The following is a 17,323-nucleotide window of genomic DNA, read 5'->3' on the forward strand; positions in this document are numbered from 1 at the left end:
GCAGAGCTGTGGCAATGCGCCCGTAACCGGCACGATGCCCCCGGCGACATAGGGTGGAGGGCATGACAGATCAGGCCACTGCTCCGGAGCCGGAGATTCCGGGCAAGCCGACCTCGGTGTCCCGCACCACCCTCAGCCACATCATGACCCACGCCGACACCAACCTCCTCGGCACGGTGCACGGTGGCGTGATCATGAAACTCGTGGACGACGCGGCGGGCGCCGTCGCCGGGCGCCACTCCGGCGGGCCCGCGGTGACCGCGTCCATGGACGAGATGGCCTTCCTCTCACCCGTGCGCGTCGGCGACCTCGTCCATGTGAAAGCCCAGGTCAACTGGACCGGACGCACCTCCATGGAAGTCGGCGTACGCGTGCTCGCCGAGCGCTGGAACGAGTCGACGCCCGCGCAGCAGGTGGGCTCCGCGTACCTGGTCTTCGCCGCGGTCGACGCCGACGGCAAGCCGCGGCTCGTGCCACCGGTCGAGCCCGAGACCGACCGGGACCGGCGTCGCTACCAGGAGGCGCAGATCCGCCGCACCCATCGGCTGGCACGGCGGCGGGCCATCAAGGACCTCCGCGAAGCCCGGGCCCGGGAGGGCTACGACGACTGAGCCCCGGCTCCGACACCGCGGCCCCGCCCTCCCCGCCGCTACCGCGCCGGGGTCTTCCCCCACCCGCCCACCCGACTCTCCCGGCTGCGCGGGGCCGGGCCCCGACGCGGTGCGCCCGCGCGTGGTGCCGTCCCGGTTTCCGCCGCTACCGCGGCGGTTTTCCCACCCGCCCGCCCGTGTCTGCCCGGCTGTGCGGGGTCGGGCCCCGACGCGGTGCGCCTGCAGGTGGTGCCGTCCCGGTTTGCGCCGCTACCGCGGCGGTTTTCCCACCCGCCCGCCCGGCTCTCCCGGGCTGTGCGGGGCCGGGCCCCGACGCGGAGCGCCCGGCTCTCCCCGGCTGCGCGAAGCCCGGCCCCCATGCAGCGCGCCCGGCTCGCCCCAGCTGCGCGAAGCCCGGCCCGCCCGCGCGTGGCCACCGTGGGTCCGGTGGGGCGGGGCTGCCCTCACTGTTCGCTGTCCCTGTTTCCCGCCGTTCCTTCTATGGGCGGGTGGGTGGGCCCACCCACCCGCGCGGAGCGCGGGATCCCCCGGGTGCCCCCAGCGGCAGGCCTGGAGGCGGCGGCCCCGCGGTCAGGGGCAGATGACCTGGTCGCCCGTGATGGCGCCGAACTCGCCCTGGTGGGCGTCCTCCGCCCGGACCGCGCGGACCCCGCGGAAATCCGCCCCGGCCAGCACCTTCAGCGTCGGCCCCTGCCCGTTCACCCGCCGCATCTCGCAGCCGGGCAACGCGGTGGCCAGGGACTTCGCGGAGCGGTCCCAGCGCGGGTCGTAGGCCACGACCGTGCGGGCGAGCGGGCCGGCGCCGGGGGCGAGGGGGACGGAGCCGGGCACCCCGGAGGTGCGGAAGCCGGACTTCCGTAGGGCGGAGTCCACCTGCCGCCCCAGCCCGGACGTCCGCGTGCCGTTGTCGACCTGCACCCGGATCTGCTCGGGGGAGACCGGCACGAGCGCCACCTTCCGCCGCTCCCGGTGCGGAGCCAGCGGCTTGTCGTCGCGCAGCGCCTGGAACAGCTTCGCGGACTTCTGCGGGTCCCACTTCAGCGTCGACCCGACACCGGGGATCAGCTGCCCCTTGGGCGCCAGCGGCACGGTCGTGAACTCCGACGACGACGGCGAGAAGTTCCGCATGGCCCGGCCGAGCGCCAGCATGTCCGTCGTACCGAAGCCGTCGTCGGCCCGCACCGAGCCGAGCAGCGTCTTCGAGACGTCGCGGAACTTGACCGGATTCAACAGCACGCCGCTGCTCGTGGCCTTCGCGATGAGCGCCGCGAGGAACCGCTGCTGGCGCTGCATCCGCCCGAGGTCGGCGGCCCCGTCGATGTGCCGCGAGCGTACGTACTGCAGCGCCTGGCCCCCGCTGAGCTGGTGCGTGCCGACGGACAGGTCGAGGCCCGTGTAGGAGTCCTTCAGGGGGATCGCGGTGCAGATCTCCACGCCGCCGACGACGTCGACGGTCTTCATGAAGCTGGTGAAGTCGACCTCCAGATAGTGGTCGATCTTCACCTTCGTCATGCGCTCGACCGTGCGGACGGTGAGGTTGGGGCCGCCCTCCGCGTACGCCGCGTTGATCTTCACGGGGTGCGACCTGTGGTGCTTGCGCGAGTTCTGGTCGACGTGCGGCGGCAGCTCCGCGTACGAGTCCCGGGGCAGGCTCACCACGCTGGCGCGCTCCCGGTCCTCCGAGATGTGCACGATCATGATGGTGTCCGTGCAGTGGCAGGGGGCGCCGCCGAGCCGGTACTTCTTCTTCTCCGCGCGGCTGATCCTGTCGCGCCCGTCCGTGCCGACGAGCAGCACGTTCGTGCCGTGGCTGCCCTCGGGCCGGTTCTTCATGTCCTTGAAGGCGTCGACGCGCCTGATGCCGGTGTCCAGGCTGGAGACCACGGAGTGCCCGATGCCGGCGGCGCCGAGCACCGTGACGGACAGCGCCGTCGCGATCCGCATCGCCCAGCGCGGCCGCCGCGTCCGCCGGGGCGCCGGTCGGGCCGGGGGGCGCGGCGGCCGCGGCGGGTGGGGCCGGCGCGGGGGCGGGGCGGGGGAGCGGTGCGGTGCGGGCACGTGCGAGGACACCTCCGCGGTCGCGGCGTGAGCCGGGGGACGCCAGAACCGTAGGCCCATACGATCTGCGGCCCGGGGTAGCGACCCGGACGGCGCGCGCCCGTGTCCCCCGTTCGCGGTAACGTGACGCCCGATGCTGCATTCTCCGGGGGCGTCCCCGGGGGACCCGGGCCGCGAGACGAGAAGGAAACTCCGCACGTGAATTCTGACGGTCAGCCTCCCGCCGTCTCCGTGATCATGCCGGTCCTCAACGAGGAGCGGCATCTGCGCGAAGCCGTCCACGCGATCCTCAAGCAGGAGTACGCGGGTGAGATGGAGGTCGTCGTCGCACTCGGCCCCTCCACCGACCGCACGGACGAGATCGCCGCCGAGCTGGTGGCGGAGGACCCCCGTGTGCACACGGTCCCGAACCCCACGGGGCGTACGCCCGCGGCCCTGAACGCGGCCATCAAGGCCTCGCGTCACCCGATCGTGGTGCGCGTGGACGGCCATGCCGCGCTCTCGCCGGGGTACATCACCACCGCCGTACGCCTCCTGGAGGAGACCGGCGCGATGAACGTCGGCGGCATCATGCACGCCGAGGGCCAGAACGACTGGGAGCACGCGGTCGCCGCCGCCATGACCTCGAAGATCGGCGTCGGCAACGCCGCCTTCCACACCGGCGGCGCCGCCCAGCAGGCCGAGACGGTCTATCTGGGCGTCTTCCGCCGCGAGGCCCTCGAACAACAGGGCGGGTACAACGAGGAGTTCATCCGCGCCCAGGACTGGGAGCTGAACTTCCGCATCCGCGAGGCGGGCGGCCTCATCTGGTTCTCGCCGGAGCTGAAGGTCTCCTACCGGCCGCGCCCGAGCGTGAAGGCACTCGCCAAGCAGTACAAGGACTACGGCCGCTGGCGGCACGTCGTCGCCCGCTACCACGAGGGCTCCATCAACCTGCGCTACCTCGCGCCGCCGACGGCCGTGTGCGCCATCGCCGCGGGCCTGGTCGTGGGCGCGGCCCTGACGCCGTGGGGCCTGGTGATCCCCGGCGGCTATCTGGCGGCGATCGTCGCCGGGTCCGTGCCCGCGGGCAAGGGCCTGCCCCTGAAGGCGCGCCTCCAGATCCCCGTGGCCCTCGCGACGATGCACATGTCGTGGGGCTGGGGCTTCCTCACCAGCCCGCGCTCGCTCGCCAAGAAGGTCATCGCCTCGCGCCGCCCCGCGGTCCTCGGTACGGACCGCAAGCCCCAGGAAGCCTGACCCCGGGGCCCGCGGCCGGACCCGGACTCCTGCCTCACCAGGTGAAGTTCGGGTCCACCTTCATGCACGCCTTCTTGTCGGAGCCGTTGAGCGCGTCCGCCGACTTCGGCGTCGAGTCGTCCTGCTTCTTCGCCTTCTCCGGCTTGTCGCCCGCGCGCCAGTCGGCGCCCACGACCAGCGTCACGCCGGAGACGTCGGTCGACCTCTTGGCCGCGCTCAGCGGCAGGCCCAGGGACTTCGCGACCCGCTGGGCGTCGCCCTCCAGGTCGATCGACGGATAGCGCACCACCGTCCTGGCCTCGGTGAGGGCCGTCGCCGTGTCCGGCGCCGCCTTGGCGAAGCCCGCCGCGGTGAGCAGCTGCGCCACCGCGCTCGCCCGGCCGCTGACCGGCGGCTCGGTGGCGGTGCGGGTGCCGTTCTGGACCTGCACCGCGATGTCGGCGTCCGGCGCGGCCGGGTCGTCGGACGGCTTCTCCTTCGGCTTCCTCTTCTTGCCCTTGCCGTCCAGGGGGATGTCGTCGCGTACGAGGCGGAAGAGCTGCTCGGCGTCGCCCGGCTTGGGCACCACGCGCGAACCGGAGTACTCGAACGGCATCGTGGTCATCGTCGTGCGCTCCGGCGAGACCTTCTTCAGCTCGTTGCCGAGGTCGTACAGCTTGAGGACCGAGCCGAGGCCCGGGTCGACCTTCAGGGCCTTCGTGGCGTTCTCGGCGAGCTTGCGCAGCCGGTTCGGGCTGGTCAGGCTCGCGTTGTCGCGCAGGGTGCGGACCAGCGAGTTCATGTACATGTGCTGGGCCTTGGCGCGGCCGATGTCGCTGCCGTCCTCGAAGCCGTAGCGCGTGCGCAGCCACTGGAGGGCCTGCTCGCCCTGGATCTTCGAGGTGCCCTTGGGCAGCTTGAGACCGGAGCCCTTGCCCGTGCTGGTGCGCGAGTGGATGTTCTTGTCCACGCACACGGGGACGCCGCCGATGGCGTCGGCCATCGACACCACGCCGGAGAAGTCGACCATCATGAAGTGGTCGATGCGGATGTTGGTCAGCTTCTCCCAGGTGGCGACCGTGCAGCCGGGGCCGCCGCGCCCCAGGGACTCGTTCGTCATCGCCCGCGGCCCGAGCTCGTCGTACACCTTGCCGTCGTCCGGGTCCGTGCACTTGGGGATGGTCAGGAGCGTGTCGCGGGGCATGCTGATCATGGACATGTTGGTGCGGTCCGCCGACAGGTGGAGCAGCATCTGCACGTCCGCGAGCGGGGGGCCGCCGAAGGTGTCCTTGGCGCCGCCGAGCTTCTGGTTCGCCTTGGAGTCCCGCGCGTCCGAGCCGATCAGGAGGATGTTCAGCGGGGTCTGGCCCGCGGCGTTGGGCGTGGGCGCGGGCGCCCGGTGGTCGCCCAGGTTCAGGTCGTCCGTTTCGAGGTTGCTGTTGAGGTGCTGGTAGTAGAGGTATCCGGCCCCCGCGGTGCCCAGTATCAGCACGGCCAGGACGGTCGCCGACCAGCGCAGTACCCGCCGCTTGCGCCGGGGCGCCGCGCGGCGCGTGCGGCTGCGGGAGCCCCGGGCCTCTTTGCGGCGGGAGCGGCCCTCACTCGCCGTGCCGCCTTTTCCGCGGGAGCGGCTCTCGCCCGCCGTGCCGCGGGACGGCCCCGGGTCCTTCGTGTCCCGCGCGTGTGGCTCCGCGTCGGCGTCGCTGTCCGGACGGCTGCCTTCCGCGCGGGACCGCTCACTCGTGGCCTCGTGAGTGCCCGCCCCCGAGGACACTCCCTCCCCACGCACGCTGTTCTGCCCCATCCCCTGTCCCTCCCCGCCGTGCTTCCCAAGTGTGGCCCACCCGTGGCCACTTGCGGCACGCTGCCGCCGCCCCGGCAGTCGGCGCGGTATGTCACGCTTCAACCACCGGGGCGTTCTGTGAGACGTGAAACGACCGCCTCAGGTCACTTGGCACACACGGTTTTGTCGGCCTCGACCTTCTGGATGCCGTCCGGAGCCTTCGACGGAGCCTTGACGGGCACCCCCGCGCCCTTGAAGTCGGCACCGAGGGTCAGCACGATCGCCGGCAGCCCCTGCGCGTTCTTCTCGCTCTTGCCCGGCTTCAGGGCGGCGGCGGGCAGCCCCATGAGGTCGGCCAGCTTGCGGGCCTCGTCGGCCTGTCCCGCGCCGTACTCCACCGTCGTCTTGCCCTGTTTGCCGGCGTTGCCGAGCTGACTGGACTTCGTCACGCCCTCAGTGTTCTGCAGCCAGCTGAGAGTTTCCTGAGCGGCGCCGTTGCGGTCGCTGCCGTTGTAGACGTCGACGCGCACGTCACCGGCCTCGGCGCGCGGGCCCTTGAGCCGCGCGGCCACGGCGGCCTTCTCCTTCTTCTCCTTCTTCTTGACCTCGGTCAGCGACACGTCCTCGCGCAGCATCGAGAACAGCTCGTCGGCCTTGGCCTTGTTCAGCACGACCGTGATGGGCTTCTTCTCGGCGGGGTTGTCGACCACCGGGGTCGTCGCGAAGGTCAGGTTCTTCATGTCGAACTTGCCGAGCTCCATGCCGAGGTCGCGGAGCTTCAGTATGTCCTTGATCTTGGAGTCGACGGTCAGCGCCTTCGTGCCCGCCTCCGCCAGACTTATGATCTTCGTCGGGCTGGTCAGCGTGCCCTTCGACTTCAGCTTGCGCATCAGCGAGCTGAGGAACTGCTGCTGCAGCTGGATCCGGCTGAGGTCACCGCCGGTGCCCACGGTGTACCGGGTCCGGACGAACGCCAGCGCCTCCTCGCCCTCGATCGAGTGCTTGCCCGCGGGCAGCTTCAGATGCGACTTGGGGTCGTCGAAGTCCTTGGCGAGGCACACGTCCACGCCGTCGACCGCGCTGGACAGCGTCTTGACCGCGTTGAAGTCGGCCACCATGAAGTGGTCGAGCTTTATGCCGGTGATCTGCGTGACCGTGCGCATGACACAGCTGGGCGTGCGCTCGTTCTGCCCGAGACTCTCGTTGAAGCGGACCTTCTGCGAGCCCGGGATCGTCTTGGTGGAGCCGTCGTCCTGCTTGGTGGGGCAGTCCGGGATGTCGGTGATCAGGTCCCGGGGGATGCTCAGCGCGGTCGCGTTGGACCGGTCCTTGGACACGTGCAGCAGGAGCGTGGTGTCCGCGTGCCCCACGCTGCCCTCGTCGCCGTAGCCCTTGTTGCCCGAGCCGCTGCGCTTGTCCGTGCCGATGAGCAGGATGTTGATCGCGCGGTCCTTGCTGAACCCGCCGGTGCCCGCGCCGTCGTCGGAGACGGCCGTGATGTTGCCGTTGAGGTGCTGGTAGTACAGATAGCCGCCGACGCCGGCCGCGACGACCACGAAGGCGACCGAGCCCCCCGTCCACGCCAGTATCCGCTTGCCCGTGGACTTCTTCTTCTTGGTCTTGCCCTTGCGGCGGCTGCCCGCCGCCTCCGGCTGCGCCGCGCGGCGCCTGCGCTGGCCCGGCACCTGCTGCTCCCGGCTGCCGCTGCGGCCGCCCGGGCGCTCGGGCCCGCGCGTGCCCGGGCGCGGGGCGCCCTGCTGCGGCGCGTCCTGCTGCGGATCCGCCGGGCGCGGGGCTCCCCGCCGGGGCGCCGCCCTGCGCGGACCCGGCACGCCGGTCTGGGGCGCCGACTGCTCAGCGGAAGGGCTCAGTCGCAGCTCGTAGTCGCCGGTCTGCGGATTGAGTACCCACTGGTCTGCGGGGTCGATGCTGTCTGCCCGCCCGTCTCCCGCCACCGCCCTTCCATGGAAGTCGCTTCGCTCTCCCCGGTTGGGCCCACGGCCTTGCGCGTCCACGGTTGTTTGCGTCCTCCGTCAGGGCCACGCGGCGCCTTTCCCCCCTCAAGAAGGCGCTCGGTCCAGTCGTACCAGCGGTGTGCGGCCCATCGGCCGGACACCGGATCGGCTCACACTATCCGCCCAGTTCAGCGTCCAACGACGCCGGTGACAAATTCCACTCCCCTACAACTGGGCAATCCGCCCAATTTCTTGGCCCCGAAGCCCTGTCCACCCCGTGTTCGGATTACGTGCAGGTGGATCCGGCGGCCGTGTTGCCCCGGAATGTGGGCGCCGGACTCGGCGTGTGCGTGGGGTCGTCCGGCTTCTCGTCGCTCCACTCGCCGCCGTCCTCGTCGTCCCCGGATCCGTCGTATCCGCCGGAGTCGTCCTCTTCTTCGTACTCCCCGCCGTCGTCGCCGTTCTCGTACGAGGATTCGTCACTGTTCGAGGTGGTTGAGGCATTCGGCACGTCCGGCCGGGCGCGGGTGACCTGCACCGGCTCGTCCGTGCGGAGCCGGGTGAAGAGTTCGTCGGCCGCGGGTTCCACCAGCTCGTCGCGATTCGCGTCGTACGTGTACGAGCGGCGTGGCACCGTGAGGAATTGAACCCGTTCTGTGGGGATATTACGCAGTCCGCGCACCAGTTCGTACAAACCGCGCAGGCTCGCGAGTCCCGGATCCGTGGTGAGCGACGACGTGGCCGCGTCCAGAACGGGATAGAGCTTCACCGGATTCAGCAGGACGTCGTTGCTGCGCACTTTGTTGACGAGCGCGCCGAGGAACTCCTGCTGCCGGTCCATGCGTTCGGTGTCGCTGCCGTTGCCGAGCGACTTGCGGGCGCGGACGAATCCGAGGGCCTGCTCCCCGTCGAGGGTCTGCCGTCCGGCGGGGAGCCGCAGCTTCGCGGCCGCGTCGTCCACCGGCGCCTTGAGGCACACCTGCACGCCGTCGACGGCGTCCACCATGTCCTTGAACCCGGCGAAGTCCACGACCATGTGGTGGTCGACCCGGATGTTCGTGAGCTTCTCCACCGTACGGATCGTGCAGGCCGTGCCGCCGAACTCGAACGCCCAGTTGAACTGCGCGAATTGGGCCCGCGTACGGGAGCCGTCCGGGCGGCGGCAGCTCGGGATGCGCACCATCAGGTCGCGCGGCAGCGACACCGCGGTGGCGCTCTGCCGGTCGGCGGCCAGGTGCAGCAGGATCGTGGTGTCCGAACGCTGGGTGCCGAGGTCGCGCCCGTACTTGTGGTTGCCGCGCCCCGAGCGGGTGTCCGAGCCGATCAGAAGGATGTTCTGCGCGTCGTGCACGAGCGGGGTCGGCCGCTCCTTCTCGTACCGCGCGAGCTCGGCGGCGGCGTCGGTGTCCTCCGTGATGTTCCCGTCGAGCTTCCGGTACACGGCCCAGCCGACACCGCCCGCCGCCAGTACGACCACGGCCGTGCCGACCCCGGCGTACCGCAGCCAGCGTCGTCTGCGGCGCCGCGCGGCGAGCCCCGACGGACTCGCTCCCGCGCCCGGTCCGTACGTGCTGTCGGTCACGTGTGGATCCACCCCTCGTGGCTGCGTCGGTGCATGGCGCTCCTACGACCATGACCCGGCCGGGGGCGGGGGGCCCGCGGATGGTGGGCCGGACGGGTGAGGGGCCCCGGGACCGGCCCGCCCCGGCTACCGCACCGTCACGGTGACCCGCTCCGCCTCCACCCGCTTCTCCAGGCCGCCCTCCGGGGCCCGGTCGAGGTGGCGGCACAGCACCACGGAGCCGCCCGAGGCGAGCGGCGCGTACAGCCCGGCGCTCAGCCCGTCCCAGCTGTCGTAGGGGCGGCCGGACAGCAGCCGCGCCCCGGACCCGAGCCCGAGCCCGGCGGCGTCGTCCAGGGCCCGCGCCACCACCTCGGCCCCGGTCAGCTCGGCTCCGCCGACGGCCAGGGCGGGCCCGGCCGGGTCCACGGGCGCGTACGGCGCGAAGCGGTCGCCCTGGCTCGGCACCTCCACCGCGTAGTCGACGAACCCGTCCGGGGTCTCGGGGAAGCGCCCGCCGAGCGGCCGCAGCGCGAGCGCCACCCGCTCCCCGGAGCAGGCCCGTGCGGCTTCCAGGGTGTCGGGGCCGCTGACGACGAGGTCGGCGCCGGCCGGGTCGCCGCCGACGTCCGCGACGACGCCCACCGAGGAGCAGGCGAGCAGCCACACGGCGGTCTGCCAGTGCGCGGGAAGGAGCAGGGCGAGCCGGTCGCCGGGCTCGGCGGCGAGGTCGCCCTGGAGCAGGTTGGCGGTCTTGGCCACCCAATTGGCGAAGGTAGCCACGGACAATTCCACGCGCTCGCCGGTGGCGTCGTCGTAGTACGTGACGAGCGGGCGCGCCGGGTCGGCGGCGAGCGCGGATCGCAGCAGGTCGGCAGGGGTGCGGTCGTTGGCGTTCACGGCCGCAAGGGTACGCGGGGGCCCGTGTGCCGCCGGTGCGGGCGGGGCAGTTGGGGCCACCGGTTCGGCCGACTCCGGGCCGACGGACCGTCAGTTCCCCAATGGACAGATATGACCCGATATGCGGACGATCGTCTGCATGCGTGGATTCCTTGCTTCCTCGATCGGTGTCACCTGCGCGGCGGCGCTGGCCCTGCCCGTCGCCCTTCCGTCGACGGCCGCCGCCACGGCCGCCGGGCCGCCCGCGGCGGGCGCGCTGCCCGGCAGTACCCAGTCGCTCCCGCTGGCCCCGCTCGGCTCCGACCGGGCGGGCGGCGCGCCCCGGGCGGAGGGCCTGCCGCGGCGTGACGTACGGCCGTTCTCGCTGCTCGGCGTGGTCTGGGACGACGCGGACGCCGAGCTGCGCGGCACCGTCCAGGTCCGCACCCGCGCCACCGGCACCACGGTCTGGTCCGCCTGGCAGGACGTCGAGACGCACAACCACGAGCACGCCGCGGACCCCGGCACGGCCGAGCGCGACTCGGGCCGCGCGCGCGGGGCGACGGCGCCCCTGTGGGTGGGGGACTCGGACGGAGTGGAGGTACGCGTACGGGCGCGCGGCGCGGAGCCCGCGACGGGCGCACGCGCCGCACGACCGGACACCACGCGCGACCGGGCCCCGGCGGCGGACGCCCCCCACGCCCACGCTGCGGCGGCCGACGCGGAAGGCCGCACCCCGGCAGGCGACGCGGAAGGCCGGACCCCGGCGGACGGCGCCCCGGGGCTGCTCCCCGCCGGGCTGCGCCTGGAGCTCGTGGATCCCGGGGCGGAGCCCCCGCCCGGCGGCGCCCCGGCCGACGCCCCGCGCGCCACCACCCTGACCGCCGAGGCCGCGGCCTCCTCCGCCGTGAACGCCGACCTCGCCCCGCTGGGCGCCCCGGCCATCCCAGGGCTGACGAAGGAGCGCACGCGCGCCGACCTGCTCGCCGCCCGCGGCCTGCCCGGCGCCGCCGGGGCCCGGCCCTACGTCGGCCCGCGCCCGCGCATCGTCACGCGCCGCGGCTGGGGCGCCGACGAGCGGCTTCGCGAACGGGACTTCGCGTACACGAAGACCGTCAAGGCAGCCTTCGTGCACCACAGCGCCACCGGCAACAACTACCGCTGCTCCCAGGCACCCTCCGTCCTGCGCAGTATCTACCGCTACCACGTCGAGAGCAGTGGCTGGCGCGACATCGGCTACAACTTCGCCGTCGACAAGTGCGGAAACATCTACGAAGGCCGCGCCGGTGGCGTGGCGAAGGCCGTCCTCGGCGCCCACACGCTCGGTTTCAACACCAACAGCATGGGCATCGCCGTCCTCGGCACCTACACCAGTGCCGCCCCGCCGAAGGCCGCGGTCACCGCCGTCGCCCGCCTCACGGCGTGGAAGCTGGGCCTGTTCGGGGCCAATCCCCGCGGAACGACATACCTGAAGTCGGGAGGTGGCAACCTCTACTCGAAAGGCACGAAGGTCCGGCTGCATGTGATCTCCGGCCACCGGGACGGTTTCGCCACCGAGTGCCCGGGCCGCCGCCTTTACAGCAAACTCGGCACGGCCCGTACCGCGTCGGCGCGCTACCAGGGCCGCTGACCCCGATCGCACCGCACGCCCGCATACACGTCTGCATACACTGGCCGGCCGAAACAGAGTTCGGCCGGCCCCAGCAGGAAGCAGAGACGACAGGTGACAGAAGCGATCCTCCTGGTCGGCGGCAAGGGCACCCGGTTGCGGCCGCTCACGGTGAACACACCCAAGCCCATGGTCCCGGCGGCGGGCGTCCCGTTCCTCACCCACCAGCTGGCCAGGGCCCGTGCGGCAGGCGTGGACCACATCGTCCTCGCCACGTCGTACCTGGCGGAGGTGTTCGAGCCGTACTTCGGCGACGGCTCGGCGTTCGGTCTCCACATCGAGTACGTCACCGAGGAGGAGCCCCTGGGCACCGGCGGCGCCCTGCGCAACGTGGCGTCGCGGCTGCGCTCCGGGCCGCAGGACCCCGTCCTCGTCTTCAACGGCGACATCCTCACGGGCCTGGACATCCGCGCCCTGGTCGCCGAGCACGAGCGGACGCGGGCGGACGTCTCGCTCCATCTGACCCGGGTCACGGACCCGCGCGCGTACGGCCTCGTCCCCACCGACGGGACGGGCAAGGTCCTCGCCTTCCTGGAGAAGCCCCAGACGCCCGAGGAGATCGTCACCGACCAGATCAACGCGGGCGCGTACGTGTTCCGCCGCTCGGTCATCGACACCATCCCCGCGGGCCGCCCCGTCTCCGTCGAGCGCGAGACCTTCCCCGAGCTGCTCGCCTCCGGCGCGCATCTGCAGGGCCTGGTTGACTCGACGTACTGGCTCGACCTCGGCACCCCGCAGGCCTTCGTGCGCGGCTCCGCCGACCTCGTCCTCGGCCGCGCCCCCTCGCCCGCGGTGCCCGGCCGCTGCGGCGACCGCCTGGTCCTGCCGTCCGCCCGGGTCGCCTCCGACGCCAAGCTGACCGGCGGCACGGTGATCGGCGAACACGCGGTGGTCGGCGAGGGCGCCCGGCTGTACGGCAGCACGATCCTGTCCGGCGCGGTCATCGAGCCCGGCGCCGTCATCACCGACTCTCTCATCGGGGCCCGCGCCTCGGTCGGGGCCCGCTCGGTCCTCACCGGCGCGGTGGTGGGCGACGGCGCCCGCATCGGCGCGGACAACGAACTGCGGGACGGCGTACGCGTCTGGTGCGAGGCCACGCTCCCGGCGGGAGCGGTCCGCTTCTCCTCGGACCAGTAGGGCGCTTTCGGGCGGGGGCGGGCGTGCGGGCTTCCGGCGGGGCTACCCTCGACGGATGTCCTCCCGTTTCGCCCCCCGCCCCACCCGCACCACCGTGCGCGGCGGCGAAACCCGCGTCCCCCCGGCGAGCCCCCGGCCCGCCACCGCGGCCAAGCGCCGCACCTGGACCCCCGCGGCCCCGCTGCACCTGGGCCTCACCCTGGGCCCCCTGCGCCGGGGCCCCGCCGACCCCACCTTCCGCACCACCCCGGACGGCTCGGTCTGGCGGGCGACCCGCACCCCGCAGGGCCCCGCGACCCTGCGCGTGGCGCTGCGCGCGGGCGCGGCGGAGGCGGAGGCCTGGGGTCCGGGGGCGGACTGGGCCCTGGACACCCTGCCCGACCTGCTCGGCGCGGCGGACGCCCCGGACGGCTTCACCGCCCGCCACCGCCTGGTCGCACACACGGAGCGCCGCCGCCAGGGCCTGCGCCTGACCCGTACGGGCCTGGTGCTCGAGTCCCTGATCCCGTCGGTGCTCGAACAGAAGGTCACCACGGACGAGGCGTACCGCGCCTGGCGCCTGCTGGTCCGCACGTACGGCGAACCGGCCCCGGGCCCGACGCCCCCGCAGGCCCGCATGCACGTGATGCCGGATCCGGCGACGTGGCGCCGCATTCCGTCCTGGGACTGGCACAAGGCAGGGGTGGACGACAAGCGGGCCTCGGCGATCCTGCGGGCCGCGCGGGTGGCCGCCCGCCTTGAGGAGGCGGCGGCGATGCCCGCGGAAGAGGCCCGGGCCCGGCTCGAACTGGTCCCCGGCATCGGCCCCTGGACCTCGGCGGAGACGATCCAGCGCAGCAACGGCGCCCCCGACGCCGTCACCGTCGGCGATCTGCACCTGCCCGGCATCGTCGGCTACGCCCTGGCGGGCGAACGCGACGCCGACGACGCCCGCATGCTGGAGCTCCTGGCCCCCTACGAAGGCCAGCGCCACCGCGCGGCCCGGCTGATCTGCCTCAGCGGCCGCACCCCGCCACGCCGCAAGCCCAAGATGCCGAAGGCCGACATCGCGGCCCTCTGAGCCCCGAGCTCGCCCAGTACCCATCAGCCTGTCCGGCGTGTGAGGACGAGGCGCGGAGCGCCGAAAAGGCGGGGGCACGGGGGCGGCAGCCCCCGTAGCGGGAAGGGGCGGGCCTGGGGCGCCCCCGCGAGGGCCCGGCTACCGCACGACGAGGAACTCCTCCGCGTCCCGACCGACCCGCGCCTCCGGCGCCACCGCGGGGTGCCCCACCGCGACGGCCCCCATCGGCTCCCACTCCGGCGGCAGGTCCAGCACGTCCCGCACCACGTCGCGGCAGAACATCGTCGAGGACACCCACGCGGACCCGAGCCGCTCCCCGGCGAGGGCCACCAGGAGGTTCTGCACGCCCGCGCCCGCGGCGACGACGAACATCTCCCGCTCGGCGGCGTCCCGCCGCTCGTCGCCATACGTGTGCGCGCCGTCCATGACGAGGCAGGGGACCACCAGGAAGGGCGCGTTGCGCAGGACGTCGCCGCGGCGCACGCGGCGGGCGATGGACTCCTCGGACTTGCCGTCCCGCCGCAGGTCGGCGACCCACGCGTCCCGCATGGCGTCGAGCAGCCGCAGCCGGGACTCCGCCGACTCCAGGAGCACGAACCGCCAGGGCGTCGTGTGGTGCGGCGCGGGCGCGGTCACGGCGGCGGCGACCGCGCGCCGCACGGCCCCGGGGTCGACGGGCTCGTCGGTGAACTCCCGCACGGTGCGCCGCAGCGCGAGCGCCTCCCGCACGGCCTCGCTCGTGCCGAGCCGGAACATGTCGTCGCGGGCGTCGCGCACCAGGGCCCGCGCCCCGGTGTCGGTGTCGTCGGAGGCGGCGTCCGCGCCGCGCACCGCGTGCGGCAGCCCCCGTACGACCGCGACGGGAAGCCCCGCGGCCTTGCCCTTCACGAGGTCACCGGCGGCGGCCAGCTCGTCGGCGGTGGCGACGACGGTGGCCTGCAGCGGATTCCCGTACGAGTCGACGCCGCCGCGCAGGTCGTCGAGCACGCGCACTCCGGCGGCGCCGATGGCCACGTCCGTCAGGCCGGAGCGCCAGGGGCGCCCGAAGGTGTCGGTGACGAGCACGCCGACGTCGACGCCGAGCGCGTCGCGCAGCCCTTCGCGCAGGGCGCGCGCGGACGCGTCGGGGTCCTCGGGCAGCAGCAGGACGGTCCCCGCGGGGGTGTTGGAGGCGTCGACCCCGGCGGCGGCCATCACCAGGCCCTGGCGGTTCTCGACGATGCGCAGGGTGCCGCGGCGGGCCACGACGCGAACGGTCTCCGCGTCGATCGCGGCCTCGCGGTCGGCGGCGGCGACGACGCGCCCCTCGGCCTTGCTGACGATCTTCGAGGTGACGAGGACGACGTCCCCGTCGGCGAGCCCGGGCTCGGCCGCGGCGATCAGCTTCGCCAGGTCGTCGCCCCTGCGGACCTCGGGCAGTCCGGGCACGGCCCAGACCCGGAACGCCGGGGCGGTCACGCGCGGACCTCCTCGGCGAGGGCGAGTGCCTCGCGGGCCATGGCCGCGGCGGCGTCGATGTCCGTCATCATCAGCGGGATGGCGCGGCACCGGATGCCCGCGGTCTCGACGCGCTCCACGGTGGCGGCGTCCACGGTGTCGACGAGCCAGCCGTCGAGCAGTCCGCTGCCGTAGTGCTCGGCGACGGCGGCGGCCGTGGAGTCGACGCCCACGGCGGCGAGCACCTTGTCGGCCATGCCGCGCACGGGCGCGTCCCCGACGATGGGGGACAGGCCCACCACGGGCACCCCAGCCTCGGCGATGGCCTCGCGGATGCCGGGCACGGCGAGGATCGTGCCGACGCTGACGACGGGGTTGGACGGCGGGAAGAGGACGACGTCGGCCTCGGCGATGGCTTCGAGGACGCCGGGCGCGGGCTTGGCCTGCTCGGCGCCGACGGGCACGATCGCGTGGGCGTCGACGGAGGCCCGCAGGCGGACCCAGTACTCCTGGAAGTGGACGGCCTTGCGCTCGCCGGAGTCGCTGTCGGGCACGGTGATGGCCACGTGGGTCTCGACGCGGTCGTCCGACATGGGGATGAGCCGCACGCCGGGCTGCCAGCGCTCGCACAGCGCCTCGGTGACGGCGCTGAGCGGATAGCCCGCGGCGAGCATCTGGGTCCGCACGATGTGCGTGGCGAAGTCGCGGTCGCCGAGGCCGAACCACTCGGGTCCGACGCCGTAGGCCGCGAGCTCCTCCTTCACCTTGAAGGTCTCGTCCTCGCGGCCCCAGCCCTGTTCCTCGTTGATGCCGCCGCCGAGCGTGTACATCACCGTGTCGAGGTCGGGGCAGACCTTCAGGCCGAACAGGTGGATGTCGTCACCGGTGTTGCCGATGACGGTGATCGCCGCGTCGGGCGCGGCCTTCTTGAGGCCGCGGAGGAAACGGGCGCCGCCGATGCCGCCGGCCAGAACCACAATGCGCATGTGCCCAGCATCGCAGGCCGGTGTGACAGTGCGGCAGGCGCCCGGGGGTTCGGCCGTGACGTCGGCGGGATCGCGCCGGTTGCGCGCCCTACGCGGTGAGTGCGTCGCGCGCCGGGTCCCGCGGCGCGTGTGCCTCGCAACGGGCCGTGTGCATCGGCATTTCGGTGAGGCCGGGGTAGTAGACGTGCAGGCTCACGGCGGGTTCCAGGGAGTCGTTGACGACTTCGTGGTCGTAGCCGGGCGCGAACACGCGCTGCGCCCCTGCGGCGAGGGTGCGGCTGCCGCGCCGGGTGCGTTCGGTCAACCGGCCTTCCAGGAGGGTCAGTACGCCGGAGGAGCGGCCGTGGCCGTGGAAGCCGCTGCTCTGTCCCGGTACCCAGGAGAGCAGCCAGACCTCGTAGCCGGGCGCGGTGCGCAGGCGGTGGTACCAGCGGCTGGTGGCGTCGTACTGGACGAGGGGTGCCCACTGGGCGCGGTCGGCGGCGATGGCGCGGGCGAGCCCGGCGAACTCCGCGACGGTTTCGGGGTGCTCGCGCGGGGGCTGGAGGAGGTGCGGGACTTCGAGGATGTCGCCGGCGATCTGGAGGTCGCTGTCGCTGTTCATGGGGTGCGGTGGTTCCTCAACGTAAGAGTGCTGGGGTGTCGCGGGGCAGAAAGCGGAGAGGTACTGCTCGGGGGTGCGGGCCGGGTGCGGAGCGGGCGCCGGGGAGCGGGGTGGCCGGGGCCTGGCGGTGGCTCAGCGGTTCAACGGCTGGAGACGGTGTGGCTCAACAGCTGGAACAGGCACACGCACAGGTACAGCGACAGCGCGCGAGGGCAGCACCGACGGACCCGCTGTTGCGGGTCACGGAAAGCGCCAAGTTCGCGAGCATGCCCACCAGGACAGCGGCTTACACCTCACCTGTCAACTCGATGTCCGGAATGTGGACAATGTTTCACCGCATCCGGTTGTTCTGTCAGGGGAAAGGT

13 protein-coding genes are annotated in these 17,323 nt (G+C 73.1%); 5 read left to right on the forward strand and 8 right to left on the reverse strand.

Annotation, left to right across the window (positions count from 1 at the left end; genetic code table 11):
• Positions 1 to 62: 62 nt before the first annotated feature.
• Entirely contained in the window at positions 63 to 611 is a 549-nt protein-coding gene (locus tag AC5WAM_RS24425) for an acyl-CoA thioesterase (protein WP_366791481.1), read from the forward strand.
• A gap of 570 nt (positions 612 to 1,181) precedes the next feature.
• Here AC5WAM_RS24425 and AC5WAM_RS24430 read toward each other — a convergent pair.
• The gene (locus AC5WAM_RS24430) at positions 1,182 to 2,669 is read right to left on the reverse strand and encodes an LCP family protein (protein WP_495518806.1); all 1,488 of its coding nucleotides are present in this window, start codon (positions 2,667 to 2,669) and stop codon (positions 1,182 to 1,184) included.
• 198 nt (positions 2,670 to 2,867) lie between these two features.
• Between AC5WAM_RS24430 and AC5WAM_RS24435 the strand changes: the two genes are divergently transcribed.
• Complete coding sequence (locus AC5WAM_RS24435; RefSeq protein WP_366791479.1) at positions 2,868 to 3,908, forward strand: glycosyltransferase family 2 protein; 1,041 nt, start codon at positions 2,868 to 2,870, stop codon at positions 3,906 to 3,908.
• Between the two features lie 34 nt (positions 3,909 to 3,942).
• Here the strand turns inward: AC5WAM_RS24435 and AC5WAM_RS24440 are convergent, their stop codons facing one another.
• The 4 genes from AC5WAM_RS24440 to AC5WAM_RS24455 all read right to left on the reverse strand — a co-directional run bounded on the left by AC5WAM_RS24440 (position 3,943) and on the right by AC5WAM_RS24455 (position 10,086).
• Complete coding sequence (locus tag AC5WAM_RS24440) at positions 3,943 to 5,691, reverse strand: LCP family protein (RefSeq protein ID WP_495518807.1); 1,749 nt, start codon at positions 5,689 to 5,691, stop codon at positions 3,943 to 3,945.
• Positions 5,692 to 5,834: 143 nt separating this feature from the next.
• Complete coding sequence (locus tag AC5WAM_RS24445) at positions 5,835 to 7,625, reverse strand: LCP family protein (protein ID WP_366791477.1); 1,791 nt, start codon at positions 7,623 to 7,625, stop codon at positions 5,835 to 5,837.
• A gap of 286 nt (positions 7,626 to 7,911) precedes the next feature.
• On the reverse strand, positions 7,912 to 9,207 hold the full coding sequence (locus tag AC5WAM_RS24450) for an LCP family protein (protein WP_366791476.1): 1,296 nt from the start codon (positions 9,205 to 9,207) through the stop codon (positions 7,912 to 7,914).
• Between the two features lie 126 nt (positions 9,208 to 9,333).
• On the reverse strand, positions 9,334 to 10,086 hold the full coding sequence (locus AC5WAM_RS24455; RefSeq protein WP_495518808.1) for a TIGR03089 family protein: 753 nt from the start codon (positions 10,084 to 10,086) through the stop codon (positions 9,334 to 9,336).
• Between the two features lie 139 nt (positions 10,087 to 10,225).
• Here AC5WAM_RS24455 and AC5WAM_RS24460 point away from each other — a divergent pair, with 139 nt between their 5' ends.
• The 3 genes from AC5WAM_RS24460 to AC5WAM_RS24470 all read left to right on the forward strand — a co-directional run bounded on the left by AC5WAM_RS24460 (position 10,226) and on the right by AC5WAM_RS24470 (position 13,931).
• Entirely contained in the window at positions 10,226 to 11,695 is a 1,470-nt protein-coding gene (locus AC5WAM_RS24460; RefSeq protein ID WP_366791474.1) for an N-acetylmuramoyl-L-alanine amidase, read from the forward strand.
• A 93-nt stretch (positions 11,696 to 11,788) separates the two neighbouring features.
• On the forward strand, positions 11,789 to 12,871 hold the full coding sequence (gene manB, locus AC5WAM_RS24465; protein ID WP_138960081.1) for a mannose-1-phosphate guanylyltransferase: 1,083 nt from the start codon (positions 11,789 to 11,791) through the stop codon (positions 12,869 to 12,871).
• A 55-nt stretch (positions 12,872 to 12,926) separates the two neighbouring features.
• Complete coding sequence (locus tag AC5WAM_RS24470; protein ID WP_495518809.1) at positions 12,927 to 13,931, forward strand: DNA-3-methyladenine glycosylase family protein; 1,005 nt, start codon at positions 12,927 to 12,929, stop codon at positions 13,929 to 13,931.
• 138 nt (positions 13,932 to 14,069) lie between these two features.
• On the opposite strand, the gene AC5WAM_RS24475 is transcribed toward AC5WAM_RS24470, so the two are convergent.
• From AC5WAM_RS24475 to AC5WAM_RS24485, 3 genes are all read right to left on the reverse strand, one after another.
• A complete protein-coding gene (locus tag AC5WAM_RS24475; RefSeq protein ID WP_495518810.1) occupies positions 14,070 to 15,389 on the reverse strand; it encodes a coenzyme F420-0:L-glutamate ligase in 1,320 nt (439 codons plus the stop codon).
• A complete protein-coding gene (gene cofD, locus AC5WAM_RS24480) occupies positions 15,386 to 16,354 on the reverse strand; it encodes a 2-phospho-L-lactate transferase (protein WP_366791471.1) in 969 nt (322 codons plus the stop codon). Before cofD ends, AC5WAM_RS24475 begins: the two co-directional genes overlap by 4 nt.
• Positions 16,355 to 16,442: 88 nt before the next feature.
• Positions 16,443 to 16,958 carry a cysteine dioxygenase gene (locus AC5WAM_RS24485; RefSeq protein WP_138960077.1) on the reverse strand — a complete coding sequence of 172 codons (516 nt, stop codon included), beginning with the start codon at positions 16,956 to 16,958 and terminating at the stop codon, positions 16,443 to 16,445.
• Positions 16,959 to 17,323 lie beyond the last annotated feature (365 nt).

The sequence above is a fragment of the Streptomyces sp. JLYT201 genome (assembly GCF_059448825.1).